General features: G+C 73.1%; 13 protein-coding genes. 2 read left to right on the top strand and 11 right to left on the bottom strand.

Annotated elements, in window-relative coordinates; translation table 11 throughout:
* Positions 1 to 266 precede the first annotated feature (266 nt).
* The 4 genes from IE313_RS11975 to IE313_RS11960 all read right to left on the bottom strand — a co-directional run bounded on the left by IE313_RS11975 (position 267) and on the right by IE313_RS11960 (position 5,604).
* The gene (locus tag IE313_RS11975; protein ID WP_229924599.1) at positions 267 to 1,613 is read right to left on the bottom strand and encodes an amino acid permease; all 1,347 of its coding nucleotides are present in this window, start codon (positions 1,611 to 1,613) and stop codon (positions 267 to 269) included.
* Positions 1,614 to 2,274: 661 nt separating this feature from the next.
* Positions 2,275 to 2,694 (bottom strand): DUF779 domain-containing protein, encoded by a 420-nt coding sequence (locus tag IE313_RS11970; RefSeq protein ID WP_189931087.1) that lies wholly within the window; start codon positions 2,692 to 2,694, stop codon positions 2,275 to 2,277.
* A complete protein-coding gene (gene adh, locus IE313_RS11965) occupies positions 2,694 to 4,211 on the bottom strand; it encodes an aldehyde dehydrogenase (protein ID WP_189931085.1) in 1,518 nt (505 codons plus the stop codon). The genes IE313_RS11970 and adh overlap by 1 nt, the downstream gene beginning before the upstream one ends.
* 160 nt (positions 4,212 to 4,371) lie before the next feature.
* Complete coding sequence (locus tag IE313_RS11960; RefSeq protein WP_189931083.1) at positions 4,372 to 5,604, bottom strand: GAF domain-containing protein; 1,233 nt, start codon at positions 5,602 to 5,604, stop codon at positions 4,372 to 4,374.
* A gap of 632 nt (positions 5,605 to 6,236) precedes the next feature.
* On the opposite strand from IE313_RS11960, the gene IE313_RS11955 reads away from it, so the two are divergent.
* Positions 6,237 to 7,577 (top strand): Gfo/Idh/MocA family protein, encoded by a 1,341-nt coding sequence (locus IE313_RS11955; RefSeq protein ID WP_189931081.1) that lies wholly within the window; start codon positions 6,237 to 6,239, stop codon positions 7,575 to 7,577.
* Between the two features lie 240 nt (positions 7,578 to 7,817).
* On the top strand, positions 7,818 to 8,564 hold the full coding sequence (locus tag IE313_RS11950; RefSeq protein WP_189931559.1) for a GntR family transcriptional regulator: 747 nt from the start codon (positions 7,818 to 7,820) through the stop codon (positions 8,562 to 8,564).
* Here IE313_RS11950 and IE313_RS11945 read toward each other — a convergent pair.
* Genes IE313_RS11945 through IE313_RS11915 form a run of 7 tightly spaced genes read right to left on the bottom strand, consistent with a single transcriptional unit; the run spans position 8,494 to position 16,608 of the window.
* Positions 8,494 to 9,573: an amidohydrolase family protein gene (locus IE313_RS11945; protein WP_189931080.1), complete on the bottom strand. Its 1,080-nt coding sequence runs from the start codon at positions 9,571 to 9,573 to the stop codon at positions 8,494 to 8,496. The genes IE313_RS11950 and IE313_RS11945 overlap by 71 nt on opposite strands.
* A complete protein-coding gene (locus IE313_RS11940) occupies positions 9,570 to 10,415 on the bottom strand; it encodes an alpha/beta fold hydrolase (RefSeq protein WP_189931078.1) in 846 nt (281 codons plus the stop codon). Before IE313_RS11940 ends, IE313_RS11945 begins: the two co-directional genes overlap by 4 nt.
* Positions 10,412 to 11,335: an FAD binding domain-containing protein gene (locus IE313_RS11935; RefSeq protein ID WP_189931077.1), complete on the bottom strand. Its 924-nt coding sequence runs from the start codon at positions 11,333 to 11,335 to the stop codon at positions 10,412 to 10,414. Before IE313_RS11935 ends, IE313_RS11940 begins: the two co-directional genes overlap by 4 nt.
* Positions 11,332 to 13,755 (bottom strand): xanthine dehydrogenase family protein molybdopterin-binding subunit, encoded by a 2,424-nt coding sequence (locus tag IE313_RS11930; RefSeq protein WP_189931076.1) that lies wholly within the window; start codon positions 13,753 to 13,755, stop codon positions 11,332 to 11,334. Before IE313_RS11930 ends, IE313_RS11935 begins: the two co-directional genes overlap by 4 nt.
* Entirely contained in the window at positions 13,755 to 14,378 is a 624-nt protein-coding gene (locus IE313_RS11925; protein ID WP_189931075.1) for a (2Fe-2S)-binding protein, read from the bottom strand. Before IE313_RS11925 ends, IE313_RS11930 begins: the two co-directional genes overlap by 1 nt.
* Positions 14,375 to 15,157 (bottom strand): GntR family transcriptional regulator, encoded by a 783-nt coding sequence (locus IE313_RS11920; RefSeq protein ID WP_189931074.1) that lies wholly within the window; start codon positions 15,155 to 15,157, stop codon positions 14,375 to 14,377. The genes IE313_RS11925 and IE313_RS11920 overlap by 4 nt, the downstream gene beginning before the upstream one ends.
* On the bottom strand, positions 15,151 to 16,608 hold the full coding sequence (locus tag IE313_RS11915) for a UbiD family decarboxylase (RefSeq protein ID WP_189931073.1): 1,458 nt from the start codon (positions 16,606 to 16,608) through the stop codon (positions 15,151 to 15,153). Before IE313_RS11915 ends, IE313_RS11920 begins: the two co-directional genes overlap by 7 nt.
* Position 16,609 lies beyond the last annotated feature (1 nt).

Here is a 16,609-nt window from a genome sequence, read left to right as displayed (position 1 = left end):
GTCACGCGTGGTCGAGTCCGCGTTCGATCATCGGGCTGAGCGCTCGATTCGTCGAACAAATCATCGCCGTTGCCCGTCCTTTGTGAAACATTGTGAAGATTCCATGTGTGCATGTGTTGCGGGGGGCGCGGGCCGGCATCACTCCTCTTTCCGCCCCTCTTTCCGCCCCGCCGGGTCCGAGAGGGGCGTGGCGCCGGCCCCGGGCCGGGTGGAACGGACGGGGCCGCCCCGGATCGGTTGATCCGGGGCGGCCGAGGGGAGTGTCGTCACCGGGGGGCCGGCGCGGGCGCCGGTTCCGCGGCCGCGGGCTCCTGGTGATGCTGTTTCACGAACTGCCAGCCGACGGCGAGGCCCACCGCCCACACCGCTCCCACGTACAGGCACACGCGCGAGTCCGGGTTGATGCCGATCATGACGGTGACGACCAGCAGGAAGATCAGGGCGATCCAACTGCAGGTCGAGCCGCCGGGCGCGGGGAAGGGCGACTTCCGCAGCCGGCCCGTCTCGACACCGCGGCGGTAGCGGATGTGGCTGGCGAGGATCATCATCCACGTCCAGATGCCGGCCGCGGTGGCCACCGAGGTGACGTACTCGAACGCCTTCGCCGGGACGAAGTAGTTGAGGACCACTCCGATGCCCATCAGGGAGACCGAGACGGCGATGCCGATCGCCGGGGTCTTGCGGGAGTTGAGCCTGCCGAATGCCTCGGGTGCCTCCCTGTTCTTCGCGAGGCCCCGCAGCATCCGGCCGGTGGAGTACATGCCGGAGTTGCAGGAGGAGAGCGCCGCCGTCAGCACCACGAAGTTGACGATGCCCGCCGCGAGCGGGATGCCGATCTTCTCGAAGGCGTAGACGAAGGGGCTCTCGCCCGCGGTGAACTCGGTCCACTTGACGACCGAGAGGATCACGGCCAGGGCGCCGACGTAGAAGATGATGATGCGCCAGGGCAGGGTGTTGATCGCCTTGGGGAGCGTCTTCTCCGGGTTCTCGGACTCGCCCGCGGTGACGCCGACGAGTTCGACGGCGAGGTAGGCGAACATGACGCCCTGGAGCGTCATCAGGCTGGAGCCGATGCCGTTGGGGAAGATCCCGCCGTGCGACCAGAGGTTCGCCGGGGTCGCGGTGTCGCCCGCGTCGGAGAAGCCGAGCGTGAGCACGCCGAGGCCGATGACGATCATGCCGATGATGGCGGTGACCTTGACCATCGAGAACCAGAACTCGACCTCGCCGAAGATCTTCACCGAGATGAGGTTGACCCCGAAGAGCACCACCAGGAAGGTGAGCGCGCTCACCCACTGCGGGATCTGCGGGAACCAGAAGTGGACGTATATCGCCGCCGCGGTCAGCTCGGCCATGCCGGTGACGACCCAGTTGAGCCAGTACGTCCAGCCGGTGACGTAACCGAAGAACGGGCCGAGGAACTCCCTGGCGTACTCGGCGAAGGAACCCGAGATGGGCCGGTAGAGCAGCAGCTCGCCGAGGGCTCGCATGATGAAGAAGATGATGACGCCGGCGAGGGCGTACATGAGGATGATGCTCGGGCCCGCCTTGGCGATGTTCGCCCCGGCGCCCATGAAGAGCCCGACGCCGATGGCGCCGCCGATGGCGATCATCTGGATCTGACGGCTGCCGAGCCCCCGCTCGTAACCCTCTTCTGCCGTTTCGGCACTGGACTTCTCGATTAATGTCGCATTGCCACCGGGAAGGTTGTTGATCTGCGCGGACCCCATGGTGGTATGCCCTTTCTCCCTGCCGGTCCACGACCCTGGCGGTCGTGGAGCGGTATCCGATCCCCCCTGGATGGACGGAGTGGCCGGCGATCGGTCGGCGTGAGCGCGCTCGGAACAGGGGTGGCGTCCCGAAGTGGTTGCGCAGATTTATCACGGCGCCCTGTCGGCGCGACGGGAGGAAATGTGACGCAGATCTCAGGGAAATGAGGGCAAAGAACACCGTACGCCGTAAAGGCGGCCCTCGTGGACACATGATCGTTACCGTGAATTGAGCGTTGTCTGAGCCTGCCGATGGCGGAATTGAGCATCCGTTGAGCCTGCCGGGGAGGGCTCCGGGTGCCCGCGGACGTCACCGGCCGCGCCCCGCGCCCCGCGCGCCTCGGGTCTTCGGCGGGGCGGCGCCCCGGCGCCCGCGTCCGTGCCGGGGCGCGCTCCCGGCCGCGTCGTCGTTCAGGCGGACAGCGGGCGCGACCGGGCGCGGCGCCCGGGGGCGGTGGGCCCACCGGGCGCCGCGGGCCCGCTCATGCCGCGCACCGGCAGCCCGTCAGGCGCCGTGCTCCACGCGGTCGCCGGTCAGGAGCGGGGGCTGGGCGGCGAGTGCGTCCAGTTCCTCCTCGGTGAGCAGCCGGGACCTGAGGAGGAAGCGCACGCCCTCGGGGGCCTCGAGGGAGAAGCCGCTGCCCCGTCCCTCGACCACGTCCACGGTCAGATGGGTGTGCTTCCAGTACGCGTACTGGCTCGCGCTCATCCAGAACGGGGTCTGCTCGGCGACCTGCCCGAGCAGCACGTCCGCGGCCCCGACCCGGAACTCACCCCGTGGGTAGCACATCGGCGAACTGCCGTCGCAACACCCGCCGGACTGGTGGAACATCAACGGCCCGTGCCGCCGGGTGAGTTCGCCGACCAGCCGCTCCGCGGCCGCGGTCAGCTCGACACGGGCGGGAGCGCTGCCACGGGCGTCCATCAGAAGAATCCGAGCTTCTTGGGCGAGTAGCTGACCAGCAGGTTCTTCGTCTGCTGGTAGTGCTCCAGCATCATCTTGTGGTTCTCCCGGCCGATGCCGGAGTTCTTGTAGCCCCCGAAGGCCGCGTGCGCCGGGTAGGCGTGGTAGCAGTTGGTCCACACCCGGCCGGCCTTGATCTCCCGGCCCATCCGGTACGCGGTGCTGCCGTCCCGGGTCCACAGGCCCGCGCCGAGCCCGTACAGCGTGTCGTTGGCGATCTTCAGGGCCTCGTCCACGGAGTCGAAGGTGGTGACGGACACGACCGGGCCGAAGATCTCCTCCTGGAAGATCCGCATGTCGTTGGTGCCGCGGAAGACGGTCGGCTCGATGTAGTAGCCGCCCTCCAGGCCCGCCACCTTGCGGGTGCCGCCGCCGGTGAGCACCTCCGCGCCCTCCTGCCGGCCGATGTCGATGTAGGAGAGGATCTTCTCGTACTGGTCGTTGCTGGCCTGCGCGCCCAGCATGGTGGCGGGGTCCAGCGGGTCGCCGCCGGTGATGGCCCTGGTGCGTTCGAGGCAGCGGGCCATGAACTCGTCGTAGATCGAGGAGTGGATCAGGGCCCGGGACGGGCAGGTGCACACCTCGCCCTGGTTGAGGGCGAACATCACGAAGCCCTCGACGGCCTTGTCCAGGAAGTCGTCGTCGGCCGCGGTCACGTCGGGCAGGAAGATGTTGGGGCTCTTGCCGCCCAGCTCCAGCGTGACCGGGATGATGTTCTCGCTGGCGTACTGCATGATCAGCCGCCCGGTGGTGGTCTCACCGGTGAACGCCACCTTGGCGACCCGCGAGCTGGACGCCAGCGGCTTGCCGGCCTCCACGCCGAAGCCGTTCACCACGTTGACCACGCCCGGCGGCAGCAGGTCGGCGATCAGGTCGATCACCAGCAGCAGGCTGGCCGGGGTCTGCTCGGCCGGTTTGATCACCACGCAGTTGCCCGCGGCCAGCGCGGGCGCCAGCTTCCAGGTCGCCATCAGGATCGGGAAGTTCCACGGGATGATCTGCCCGACCACGCCGAGCGGCTCGTGGAAGTGGTACGCCACCGTGTCCGCGTCGATCTCCGCGATGCTGCCCTCCTGGGCGCGGATGGCGCCCGCGAAGTAGCGGAAGTGGTCCACCGCGAGCGGTAGGTCCGCCGCCAGCGTCTCGCGCACCGGCTTGCCGTTCTCCCAGGTTTCGGCGACGGCCAGTTTCTCCAGGTTCTCCTCGATGCGGTCGGCGATCCTGTTGAGGATCACCGCGCGCTCGGTGGTGGAGGTGCGGCCCCAGGCATCGGCGGCGGTGTGCGCGGCGTCCAGGGCGCGCTCGATGTCGGGGGCCGTCGAGCGGGCGACGTCGCAGAAGACCTCGCCCGTCACCGGCGACCTGTTCTCGAAGTACCGGCCCTCGGCGGGCGCCACCCAGTCGCCGCCGATGAAGTTGTCGTAGCGTCGGGCGTAGCTGACGATGCTGCCCTCGGTGCCTGGCTGTGCGTAGACCATGGCCGTGCTCCTCGCGGTAGAGGGTGCGGGTGCGGGACGGATCGACCGTCGTGGCGCGGGCACACTGTGCGCGGAGGAGGTTGGTCAGAGGTTGGTCGCCTGGTCGGGACCGGCCACCGCAGCACGGGCCGGGCGGCCGGGCGGCCGCCCCGTCACCTGGTCAGATGCGCAGGGCGGTGGTCAGCCTTCCCGCCGCGATGCCGCGGCGCGCGTCGTTCGGGCCGAGGATGCGCAGCGCGTGCTCGTGGATCTCGGTGTCGTACGGCGCCCGTTCACCGTAGCGGAGCACGTGCTCGGGGCGAGCACTGGCCAGTACCGCCTCCCGTACCGCCACCTCGATGTGCTCCCGCCACTCGACGACGGCGGGGGCGTCCGAGTGCGGCAGGAGGGGGCCGCGGTAGAGCTCCACGGCCCTTTCCGTGTCGCCGCGCTCCAGGGCGCGCAGCACCTCGGTCGCATCGCACACCACCGGTGAGGTCAGCTCGTAGCGGCGCGTGGCGATCTGGCCGCCGAGGGCCCGCCGCAGGTGCGACACCTCCGCCTTGAACGTGGACGCGCCGACCGCCCGGTCGCCGTACAGCGCCTCGTGCAGCCGCTTCGGGGAGAAGCCGCCCGGTTCCAGGGCCAGCAGCGCCAGGATCTCCATCTGCCGGGGCGGAAGGTGCAGGGGCACCCCGCCGTGCACCGCCTTCCCGCCGCCGAGGCAGGTCAGCCGGAGTCTGCCGGGTCCCGGGCGGGCGGCCCACTCGCCCCTGCCGTGCAGCGCGCCCTCGACGGCGGACGCCATCATGCGCACGGTGGACATGGCCAGCGGGTGCGAGCGGTCCCAGGTCGTCGACAGGTCCAGCACGCCCAGCACCCGGCCGTCCGGGGCGTGGATGGGCGCGCAGTAGCAGACCCAGCCGTGCAGCGCCGCCACCAGGTGCTCGGCGGAGAACACGGTGCTCGGCAGGCCGGTGCGCAGGGTCAGCGAGAGCGCGTTGGTGCCCATGGCCGGCTCGTTCCAGCAGCCTCCGGGAGCGAAGTTCACCCGTTCCGCGCGACGCCGCATCACCCGTCCGCCGTACGTCCACAGGATCGTGCCGGTCTCGTCCGTCACGGCAGCGACGAAGTCGGCGTCGTCCGCGACGCTGCGGAGCTCGTCCGCGAGGTCGCACACGGGCTCGTACAGCGGTGAGCGGGACCAGAGGGCGTGCACGCCGTCCTTCGACGGAGCGCTGTCGCGCCCGGGGTCCACCGTCCGAACCGAGCGGATCCAGGACTCGGTGACCTCCCGGCGCAGCGGAGGAGGGCCTGCGGGCGGCGGCCCCGCGGCCCTCAACCCCGGTACGTGGCGGGCCCACTGGTGCTCCAGCACGGTCCGCCGCTGCCACAGCGCTCCCTGCTCCGACATCGGCATCCCCAGCCTGGTGATCGTCGAGGTGTGCACGGGCCGGTGACGCGGTGGGCAGGACCCGGCCCGGTGCACCGGACCGATGGATGCACGGGCCACAGGAGTCGCTGTGCGGCCCGTGCTGTCGCCGTCGGTCTCTTCTGAGGCCATTCCCCTGTCGAGGGTGCCCGACATGGAGACAAGTGCTGTGATCTGTGTCACACCTGAAGGGGTGGTGCGGCGGTGCGCCGTTCAGGAGCGGCGGCGGTACGGGCCCGGCCCGTCGGTCAGGTCACGGCCCGCGGCCCGGACCCCGGTCGGACCGCGGCTCCCGGCCGTCCCGGGGCCCGCGTCCCCTTCGCGGCTCCGTCGCCGCCGGCCTCGGGGGCGTCGTCCGCGTGGTGCGGCAGGCCGCGGGGCAGGAGCCCAGCGCACACCGGCGCGGAGCGCATCGGCGCACCCGCCGGCGCCACAGCGCCGTATGCGGCGCGCGGCAGCGCCAGGCCGCGCGCCCCAACCGAACGAGTCCCCAACCGCACGAGTCCCTGATCGAACGAGCCCCGGGCCGAACGTGCCCGGGCCGAACGAGCCCCGAGCGCGCCTCCGAGCACCGACTCCGCACCCGTGACACCTGACCGCCGATGGAGGCACCCATGAGCACTGACCGGCCGACGGCCCGTGTGGCCGTCGTGGGCACGGGCCACCGCGCGCAGACCTTCACCGAGGGCCTCGCCCGGCGCCCGCACCTGACCGTGGCGGCCCTGTGCGACCGCAACCCCGTGCGCATCGCACACCACCGGCGCCTGCTGGCCGCGGCCGGAGAACCGGAGCCCACCGCCTGGGCCGCCGAGGACTTCGAACGGATGCTGAAGGCGGAGGACATCGAACAGGTGCTGGTCACCACCATGGACTCCACCCACGACCAGTACGTCGTCGCGGCGCTCAAGGCCGGCTGCCGGGTGGTGACCGAGAAGCCCATGACGATGGACGCCGAGCGCTGCCGCCGCATCCTCAGGACGCTGGAGCGCACCGGCGGCGACCTCTGCGTGGCGTTCAACTACCGATTCAACCCGGTGCACGAGCTGGTGCGGCGCCACCTCGCCGACGGTGCGATCGGCGAGGTGCTCTCGGTGCACTTCGAATGGGACCTGGACGTGCGGCACGGAGCCGACTACTTCCGGCGCTGGCACCGTGAGAAGGCCAACAGCGGCGGACTGACGGTGCACAAGTCGGGACACCACTTCGACCTCGTCAACTGGTGGCTCGGCGCCCGGCCGCAGCAGGTGTTCGGCTACGGCGGACTGGGCTTCTACGGCCGTGAGGCCGGCACCCGCAACGGCTACCGGCGTGCCTACGAACGCGCCCACGGCTCGCCGGCGGCGGCCGACGACCCGTTCGCCCTCCACCTCGCCGACGACCCCGGGCTGCGGTCGCTCTACCTGGACGCGGAGTCGCAGGACGGCTGTCTGCGGGACCGCAACGTGTTCGGCGACGGCATCACCATCGAGGACGACATGGCGCTGGTGGTCCGCTACGCCACCGGCGCCACGATGAGCTACCACCTGCACGCCTACGCTCCCGGCGAGGGGTACCGGGTGGTGTTCAACGGATCGGGCGGCAGGCTCGAACTGGACGTGGTGGAGAGCACGTGGCAGCCGCCGCGGGCCCGGGCGGACTCCGCCAGGGGCTCGGTGCACGGGGACACCGCCGCGGCGCAGGCCGGCGGTGCCGCCGTCACCGTGGGCCCGCTGTGGCGGCCTCCGTACCGGGTGCCCGTCCCGGCCTTCGACCACGCGGGGCACGGCGGCGGGGACGCGCGCATGCTGGATGCGCTGTTCGGGCCCGTGGGCCCGGCCGCTGAGGCGCCCGGGATCGACCCCGCGACGGCCGTGGACGGCGCTCTCGCGCTGGCCACCGGACTCGCCGCCAACGAGTCGTTCGCCACCGGAGCGCCGGTGGACATCACCGATGTGGTGGAGATCCCGGAGAACTGAGCCGCCACCGCCACCGCCGTCGCACCCGGGCACCGGGCCCGGCGGGGCGCACCCCCGGCGGCGGGGCGCCCGCCTCACCCGCGTCGAGCAGCCCCCCGACGACGGCCACCGCGTACGGTGTGCCGCCGGCCCCGGTGATGCCGATGACCCACGGCGTCCTGGGTGTGGTTGGCTGGAGATCCATGCGGGGCCCCTTTCTGGGTGCCTTGGACGATGACGAGGTGGTGGGCGGCCGTGGCAATGGACGGGGCGGCCGGGACGGGGCCGGTCCTGCCGGTGACGGCCCGGCTGACGGCGGGCGAGCGGGAGATCCTGCGGGTGCTCGGCCGGTCGCAGGAGCCGGACAGCGTCCGTGACGCGATCCTCGTCTCGATCGGCGCCGACATCATCGAGGGCCGGCTCCACCCCGGCGACGACCTGAACTCGGTCGAGCTCGCCCGCCGGTTCCGCAGCAGCCGCACGCCCGTGCGCGAGGCGCTCGCGACGCTGGAGCGCGAGGGCCTGGTCGAGATCGCAGCCCGCAAGCGGCCCCGGGTTCGGCGGCTCGGCATCGACGAGGTCCGCGAGATATACGAGCTGCGCGGCGAGCTGTACGGGCTGGTGAGCCGGCGCATCGTCGAGCACTGCACCGACGCCCAGCTCGAAGAACTGGGCGCCGTGCAGGCCGAGCTGGAGGCCGCGGGAGCGGGCCGGGAGCTGGACAGGTACTTCTGGCTCAACGTCGCCTTCCGCAACACCGAGGCACGGCTCGCGGCGAACGAGACGGTACGGGGCGTGCTCGACTCGGTCGGCGTCAGAACCCTGCACCTGCGCCATCTGAGCCTGTCCCTGCCGGGCCGGCTCGACACGTCGGTCGCCGACCACCGGCGGCTGATGCAGGCGTACCGGGACCGGGAGTCCGAGCTGGCCAGTGCCCTCACCCGGTCGATCGTGCGCCGCGGCCTCGCGGCGGTGGAGCGCTCGGGCTGGACGGGGGCCGCGGGCTGAGCGGGCCGGCACCGAGGAGGTGCGCCGCCGAGAGCACGGCCGCGCGCAGGTCGCCGTCGAGCCGGGCCGCGTCCAGCGCTTCGAGGGGCCGGTCCGTCCGCATCGGGAACGGGTAGTCGCTGCCGAGCAGGACGTGCTCGGCGCCGGCGAAGGCCACCAGGTGGCGCAGCGCGGCGTCGTCGTGCAGCACGGTGTCGAAGAAGAGCTGCCCGAGCAGGTCGCGCGGCGCGCGCGTGCCCTTCGCGCGGAACTGCGGCGGCGCCGCGGTGAACCCGCGCTCCAGCCGGCCGATCTGGTAGGGCACGAACCCGCCGCCGTGCACCAGCAGCACCCGCAGCCCGGGCCGCCGCTCCAGCACCCCGCCGAGCAGCAGGGCGGCCGCCGCGAACGTCGTCTCGGACGGGTTGCCCACCAGGATGTGCAGGAACAGCCGCCGGCTGCGCTCCGGTACGTCGAGCTCGGCCGGGTGCACGATCACCGGCACGTCCAACTCCTCGGCGGCATCCCAGAACACGTCCAGCGAGGGGTCGTCCAGGCCGACTTCGTTCACCCGCGCCCCGATCTGCACGGCCGCGTGGCCCAGTTCGGTGACCGCACGGCGCAGCTCGGCGGCCGCGTACCCGGGGTGCTGGAGGGGCACGGCCGCGGCGACGAGGAACTCCCGGTGCGCGGCGCGCAGCTCGGCCGCGGAGTCGTTCTGCACCCGGGCCAGCCAGAGCCCGTCGTCGGGGTCGAGCTCGTAGCCGGCGAGGTCCATCCAGGGCGCCACGAGCTGGACGTCCACGCCCGCCTCGGCCATCCACTCCAGCCGGGCGGCCACGTCGCTCAGCCTGGGGAGCAGCGGCAGCCCGCTGAGCCGCCCCGCGACCTCGACGCGGGTGAGGGGCCTGCCCGCCACCTCCTGGGTGACCAGGCGCACCCGGTGCCCGGCGCCCTCCTCCCTGATCCGCTCGATGGCGTGCGCGCCGACGTGGTGTGCGTGGGTGTCGACGACGAGGGACGTGCTCATGCGCTCTCTCCGACCGCTTCGCCGGCCGCCGTGCGGCCGAGCAGCGCCGTCAGCGCCCCGACCACGGCGCCGGGGTTCTCCAGGGGCGTCAGGTGCCGGGTACCGGGCACCACGGTGGCGGGGCCGTCCCCGATGAGCCGGGCCAGCTCCCGGGCCATCTCGGGCGGGGTGGCACCGTCGTCCTCGCCGACCAGGACGGCCGCGGGACGGGGGATCGAGGGTGCGGAGCCGCGCAGGTCGGTCCGGCCGAGCATGGTGCAGGTGGCCTCGTAGCAGTCGATGTCGTTCGCGGTGAACACCTCGGCCAGCCGGGCCATCAGGTCCGGTTGCGCCGTGCGGAAGGCGTCGCCGAACCAGCGCGTGAGCTGGAAGGGGATCAGCGACGCGAGGCCCTTCGTGCGCGCGGCGGCGGCCCGCTTCGCCCAGTCGTCCGGCGCCGTGGGCCCGTACCAGGCGGTGGTGTCGACGAGGAGCGCGCCGCGGGTGCGCCCGGGGTGCCCGGCCGCGAACGCCTGCGCCACGCAGCCTCCCATCGAGCAGCCGGCGACGACGGTGTCCGCCCACCCCAGGTGGTCCAGCAGGTCGGCGAGGTCGTCGCCGAACTGGTCCGTGGTGTAGGGGCCGGCGGGGCGGCCCGAGCGGCCGTGGCCCCGGCAGTCGTAGGCCACCATCTCGGCACGGCCGGCGAGCGCGGCCGCCACCGGCGACCACACCGAGCGGTCGAGCGCGAGGCTGTGCACGAAGGCGATGCGCGGGGCGCCGGGCATCGCCGGGTACAGGGTGTACGACAGGGGGACGCCGTCCCTGGTCCGCGCCTCCCCGAGGATCTCCGTGGCCGTCATCGGTCTCCTCCTGCGCTGTGCTTCGAGGGGCGGTCGGGCGCGGCCGCGGCGCGGCGGACCGCGGTGGTCAGGGCGCGCCGGGCGAATTCGGCGATCATCCGCGTCTTGTAGGCGGCGGAGCCCCTGACGTCGCCGTAGGGCGAGGTCGTGGCGGCCGCGCGGTCGGCCGCCTCGGCGACGAGGGCGGCATCGGCGGGAGCGCCCGCCAGCCCGGTGAGGTCGACGGCGACGGGGCCGCCCGCCACCGAGCCGACCGCGAGCGCCAGGTGCCCCGCGGTGCCGTCCGCTTCGAGGGTGACGACCGCGGCGACGTTGACGCAGGCGTACTCCCACACGCCGCGCACGAGGAACTTCTCGTAGGCGGAGCCCGTGCGCGGTGCGGGCAGCGGCACCCGGACGTGCTCGATCAGCTCGTCGGGGCGCAGCCGCGCCGCCTCGGGGACCGTGAGCGTCCTGGAACCGGTCGCGCTGCGCACCGCCAGGGTCGCGCCGACGGCGGTGAGCGCGACGGGCGGGTCATGGCTGTCGTCGCGGGCGGCGATGTTGCCGCCGAGGGTGACCATCTCGCGGATGCGGCCGGTGGCGACGGAGCCCGCCGCCTCGGTCAGCACGGGCCAGGCCCGGCCCAGCTCCTCGTCGGCCGCACAGGCGGCGAGCCGGACACCCGCGCCGATGGCGAGGTGGTCCTCGCCCCGGGTGATGCCGGTGAGCCCGGGCAGGTGCGCCACCGACACCAGCGGGGAGGGCGCGGGCCGGCGCCGCTCACCGCGGCGCAGCGTGTGGCCGACGCCGCCGCCGAGCACCGCTGCACCGCCGCCGGCGATCAGCCGCAGCGCCTCGTCGAGCGTGGCGGGCGTCAGCAGGGTCACGGGTGCCGGGGACGCGCCGACCGGCAGCGGCCCGGAGTCGAGGGTGGTCATCGCGGGTCGCCTTCCTGGCCGGCGCGGTCCGCGCCGGCGGGTGGGGACGGGTCCTGTACGGCGGGTACGGCGGGTGCGGACGTGACCGGTACGGCGGCTCCCGGCTCGCCGTTCCGCATGCCCCAGTAGATCTTCTCGGCGGTGATGGGCAGTTCGTGCACGCGCACGCCGACCGCGTCGGCCACCGCGCTGGCGATGATCGACGGCACCGGGTCCAGCGCGATCTCGCCCACGCCCTTGGCGCCGAAGGGGCCCGTCGGCTCGTAGGAGTCGGCGAACCCGATGTGCAGCTTCGGCATGACACCGGCGGTGGGCAGCTTGTAGTCGGAGAAGTTCGGCCGCACCGGGGCCCCCTCCTGCCAGTGGAACCGCTCGGTGAGTGCCATGCCGAGGCCCTGGGCGATGGCTCCCTCGACCTGGCCCTCGGCGAGCGGCGGATTGAGGACGGTGCCGCAGTCGGCGACGGCGGCCAGCTCCAGCACGCGCACCGCGCCGGTCGCGGGGTCGACCTCGACCTCGGCGGCCTCCGCGACGAAGTTGTAGGCGCCGGACTCGTTGCCGTACCTGCTGCCGTCGGGGAACTCCGAGGGGTTGTCGAACGAGCCCAGGCCCACGATCGGCTCGCCGCCGGGCCGGTAAAGCTCGGCCCGCACGACCGCGCCGACCGGGGCGCTCACCGGGCCCTCGCCGTCGGGCCCGGCCGGGCCGTGCACCGTGCCGTCCTCGACCCAGAGCTGGGCGGCGGGCCTGTCGAGCTGGCGCGCCGCGGCGTCCAGCAGGCGCTCGCAGGCCTGCTGCGCGGCCCGCTGGACCGCGTTGCCGGCGACGTACGTCACCCGGCTCGCCAGCGCGCCGAGCGCATGGGTGGTCAGATCGGTGTCCGGGCGGGGCACGGAGACGTCCGCGACGGGGATGCCGAGTTCGGCGGCGGCGATCTGGGCGAGGGTGGTCCTCGCGCCGGTGCCGATCTCGCCCTCGCCGACGATGACCGTGGCGCGGCCGTCCTCGGTGAGCCGTACGATCGCGGAGCTGCCGTCGTAGTCGCCGAAGCTGCGCCGGCCCGAGACGTGCACGCTCACGCCCATGGCGAGGCCGCGGTGCGGTGTGCGCTCGGCGCGTTTGGCCTGCCAGCCGATCGCCTGGGCGGCCCTGCGGATGCACTGCTTCAGCTCGCAGCTCGTGATCTTGTGGTTGTGCGGCGAGACGCTGCCGGACTCCACGGCGTTGAGCAGGAACAGGTCCGGCACGTCGATGCCGAGCCGGGCGGCCGCGAGGTCCCACGCCTGGCCGACCGCCCAGTCCGCGGACGGGTTGCCGAAGCCGCGGAAGGCGCCGGTCGGTTCGAGGTTGGTGTAGATGAGCCGCGAGTGGGCGCGCACGGCGCGGTAGTTGAACAGCGCGTCGTGCCGTACGGTCGCGGCGCCGAGCACGGCCTGGGCCTTGCCGGTGTAGGCGCCGTTGTCGGCGACGACCTCGATGTCCTTCGCGGTGACCAGGCCGTCCTCGGTGAAGCCGAGCCGGACGGTGTAGCGCATCGGGATGCGCGGGCGGCTGGCCAGGAACTCCTCCTCGCGGGTGTTCACCAGTTGCACCGGGCGGCCGGCCCTGCGGGCCAGCAGCGCGCAGATGACGGAGGTGTTGTCGTCGCCCGACTTGCCGCCGAAACCGCCGCCGACCTCGGTCTGCACCACCCGCACGGCGCGCAGCGGCAGCCCGAGCGCGGTGGCGTACCGCTGGCGGGCGAGGAACGGCGTCTGGGTGTTGACCCACAGGCTGACCCGGTCCCGGGTCCACTCGGCCGTGCAGCCGATGGTCTCGATCGAGCCGTGCCACTGCCGCTCGCTCTGCCAGGTGCCCTCCACGACGACGTCGCTGCGGTCGAACCACGCCTCCACGCCGCCCCGGTCGAAGCCGAACTCGTGGGCCACGTTGCCGGGCGCGTCGTCGTGCACCAGCGGCGCGCCCTCGGCGAGCGCCTCGTCCAGGCTGAGGACGGCGGGCAGCACCTCGTACTCGACGTGGATCAGCTCCGCGGCGCGGCGGGCCGTCTCGGGGTCGCGGGCGGCGACCGCCGCCACCTCGTCGCCCACGTAGCGGACGCGGCCGATGGCGAGCGGGTACAGATCGGGCCGGAAGGCGCCCCACTTGACCCGTGCCGTGTCCGCGCCGGTCACGACGGTGTGCACACCGGGCAGCCGCTCGGCGCGCGAGGTGTCGATCGAGATGATGCGTGCGCAGGCGTGCGGAGAGCGCACGACGGCGCCGTGCAGCATCCGCGGCAGCCGGCTGTCCGCCGCGTACACCGCACGTCCGGTGACCTTCTCCACGGCGTCGATGCGCTCCACCGGGCTGCCGACGATCCGGGGCAGCGCGGCGCGGCCGAGGCCGAGCGGGGCGATCGGGAGTTCGGCGGTGGACATCAGCGCTCCTCCTCGGTGGTGGGGGCCGTCTTCTGCCGGGCCACGGCCTCGCGCGCCGAGTCGAGGATCTTCACGTAGCCGGTGCAGCGGCAGTAGTTGCCGTCGACCACCTCCCGTATCCGTTCCTCGTCCGGCTCGGGGTCCGCGTCGAGCAGGGCACGCAGCGCCATCACGTGGCCGGGCGTGCAGAAGCCGCACTGGAGTCCGGCGCGGGCGACGAACGCCTCCTGCACCGGGTCGAGCCCGCCGGGCCCTTCCAGGCCCTCGACGGTGCGCACGTCGCGCCCCTCGACGAGACCGGCCATCTGCAGGCAGGACGGCACCGCGGCGCCGTCCACGATGACCGTGCAGGCGCCGCAGTAGCCGATCGCGCAGCCCGACTTGGTGCCGGTGAGGCCGAGGTCGTGGCGCAGGACGTCGAGCAGCGGGGCGGCCGGGTCCTGGACGTGCACCTCCACGTCCTCGCCGTTGAGCCGGAAGCGCAGCGGAACGGCCGTGGACGTCCCCGCCCGGGGCGCCGTGCCGGGTGCGGTACCGGGTTGCGCCGCGCACTGCGTCGCCGGTGCCGTCCGGTGTCCGCCTGCCGCGGTGTCGCCCGGCCTGTGGGTGGTGGTGTCGGTCATGGTTCCTCTCCGGTCCATCCCGAGCGCTCGATCGCCGCGTACCCGGCCCGTACCAGTGACTGGGTGAGGGCGGAGGCGAGTTCGGCGTCCCGGTCCTCGTACGCCTTGAGCAGTCGGGCGTGATCGTGCAGGGACGGTTCGAGCCGGCCCGGTTGGGCGAGGCTGAGATGGCGTAGTTGCAGGGCGCGCAGCCCCAGGGAGTCGAGCACCCGGCGCAGCGTCGCGTCCCGGGTGATGTCCGCCTCGGTGTTGCGGAACTGCACGTTGACCCAGAAGTAGCGGTCAACGTCGCCGTCCGCGGCGGCGGCCTCCAGCGCTCGCTGGTGGCCGCGCAGGGTCTCCAGGTCGGCCTCGGTCGCCACCTGGACGACGGTCCGGCTGACGACGGAGTACAACTCGGCCCGCAGGTTGTACAGCTCCCTGACCTCCCGCAGCAGCAGCCGGGCCACGCGCGGGCGGCGCCGCGCGGTGATCTCGACGAAGCCCTCCCGCTCCAGCACCAGCAGTGCCTCGCGCACCGGGGTCCTGCTGCTGTGGAAGGACCGGGCGAGGTCCACGGAGTTGAGGTCATCGCCGGGCGACAGGCGGCCCTCGATGATCTCGGTGGCCACCGCGAGCGCTATCTCGTCCGCGATGCTGGGCACGGAGGTGCCGCGGCCGAACGTCCGGGTGATCTCCAGCCGGCGGGCCGCCTCGGCGACCGGCAGCCGGGCGGTGGCGGGCACGTCCCGCAGGGGGCCCGGCCCGCCGGGTGTGGGGGGTGCCTTGGCAGTCACCATGCGCCGCCCAGGACGTCGGGCCAGCGGCGGGTCACCCGGTCGAGCAGTTCGCTGCTCGCCTCGGCGACCTTCGGGAAGTCCGCCAGGCGCGTCCAGGGCCGGCAGGCGTCGATGACGGCACGGGTGTTGAACGCGGGCGCGCCCTGCTCCCGCAGCGGGTCGACCCGGCTGCCCCAGGTGTAGCGCATCGTCTCGATGTCCTCGGCCGGGTCGGTGCGGGTGCACATCGCCCACACCACGTCGTTGAGGCTGCGCGGATCGACGTCGGCGTCCACGACCACCACGAACTTGTTCATGTACGCGGCGGACGGCAGTTGCGCGGTGAGGTAGCCGGCCTGCCGCGCGTGGCCCGCGTACTGCTGGCGGACGGCGACCGCGAGCAACTGGCGCCCACCGCCCGCCTCGTGCGCCCACACTCCCTCGACACCCGGCAGGCCCGCTCTGACCAGGGCGTCCTGGATCATCGCCGACTTCATCACACTGCGCATGTACGAGTAGTCGTGCGGCGGTTTGCCGGGCGGGGCGCCGAGCTGGATCGGGTCGTCGCGGTGGTAGACGCGCTGCACGTCGAGGGTGAGGACCGCCTCGGTGCCGCCGCTGTAGTAGCCGGTCCACTCCCCGAACGGCCCCTCCTGCTCGCGCCGCCCGGGATACAGCCAGCCCTCCACGGCCAGCTCCGAGGTGGCCGGGATCGGCAGGCCGGTGAGCTCGCCGCGGATCACGTCCACGGGCCGGCCGAGGACCGCGCCGGCGTACTCCAGCTCGGAGACGCCGGTGGGGACCTCGGTGCCCGCGACGACCAGCAGCAGCGGATCGTGGCCCAGCGAGGCGGTGACCGGTGCCCGGCCCTCGCGCGCGAACCACTCCCTGACGTGCGCGGCGCCGTGCTTGCCCGCCTCGATGTTGATGCTCGCGGCCCGGCCGTCGTTCTGCACCTGCATGCGGTAGGCGCCGGCGTTGAGGACGCCGGTGTCCGGGTCGGTGGTGAACACCGCGCAGCCGGTGCCGATGTACCGGCCGCCGTCCCCCTCGTGCCACTGCGGCACGGGGAAGTCCAGCAGGTTGACGTCCGCGTCGCGCAGCACGTTCTCGCACACCGGTCCGGTGGACACCTCCCGCACGGGGTGGCGGGAGGCGCCGGCGGCCCACTCGCCCGGCCTGGTGCGCAGGGCGTCGACCAGGGAGCGGTCGTCGAGGTCCGTGCCGAGCCGCAGGGTCATGCCGAGGCGGCGTGCGTTGCCCATGGAGGCGGTGAGGACGCGCTGGCCGGGACGGTAGCCCACGATGTCGTCGAAGAGCAGCGCCGGCGGCGAGGGGCGTTTGTAGTTCACCTCGGACGCGGCGCCGATCTCCTTGTCCCAGTGGGCTCCCGCGACGGTCCTGACCTCGCCGAGCTTGTCGGCGAGGGCCAGCCAGCCCCGCAGGTCGTCGATGTCGTCGAGTGAGGTCACC

It is taken from the genome of Streptomyces sulfonofaciens (assembly GCF_014656295.1).
GTDB classification, from domain to species: domain Bacteria; phylum Actinomycetota; class Actinomycetes; order Streptomycetales; family Streptomycetaceae; genus Streptomyces; species Streptomyces sulfonofaciens.
Note: the sequence above shows the minus strand (reverse complement) of the source record. Positions and strands in the feature narration are given on the sequence as shown.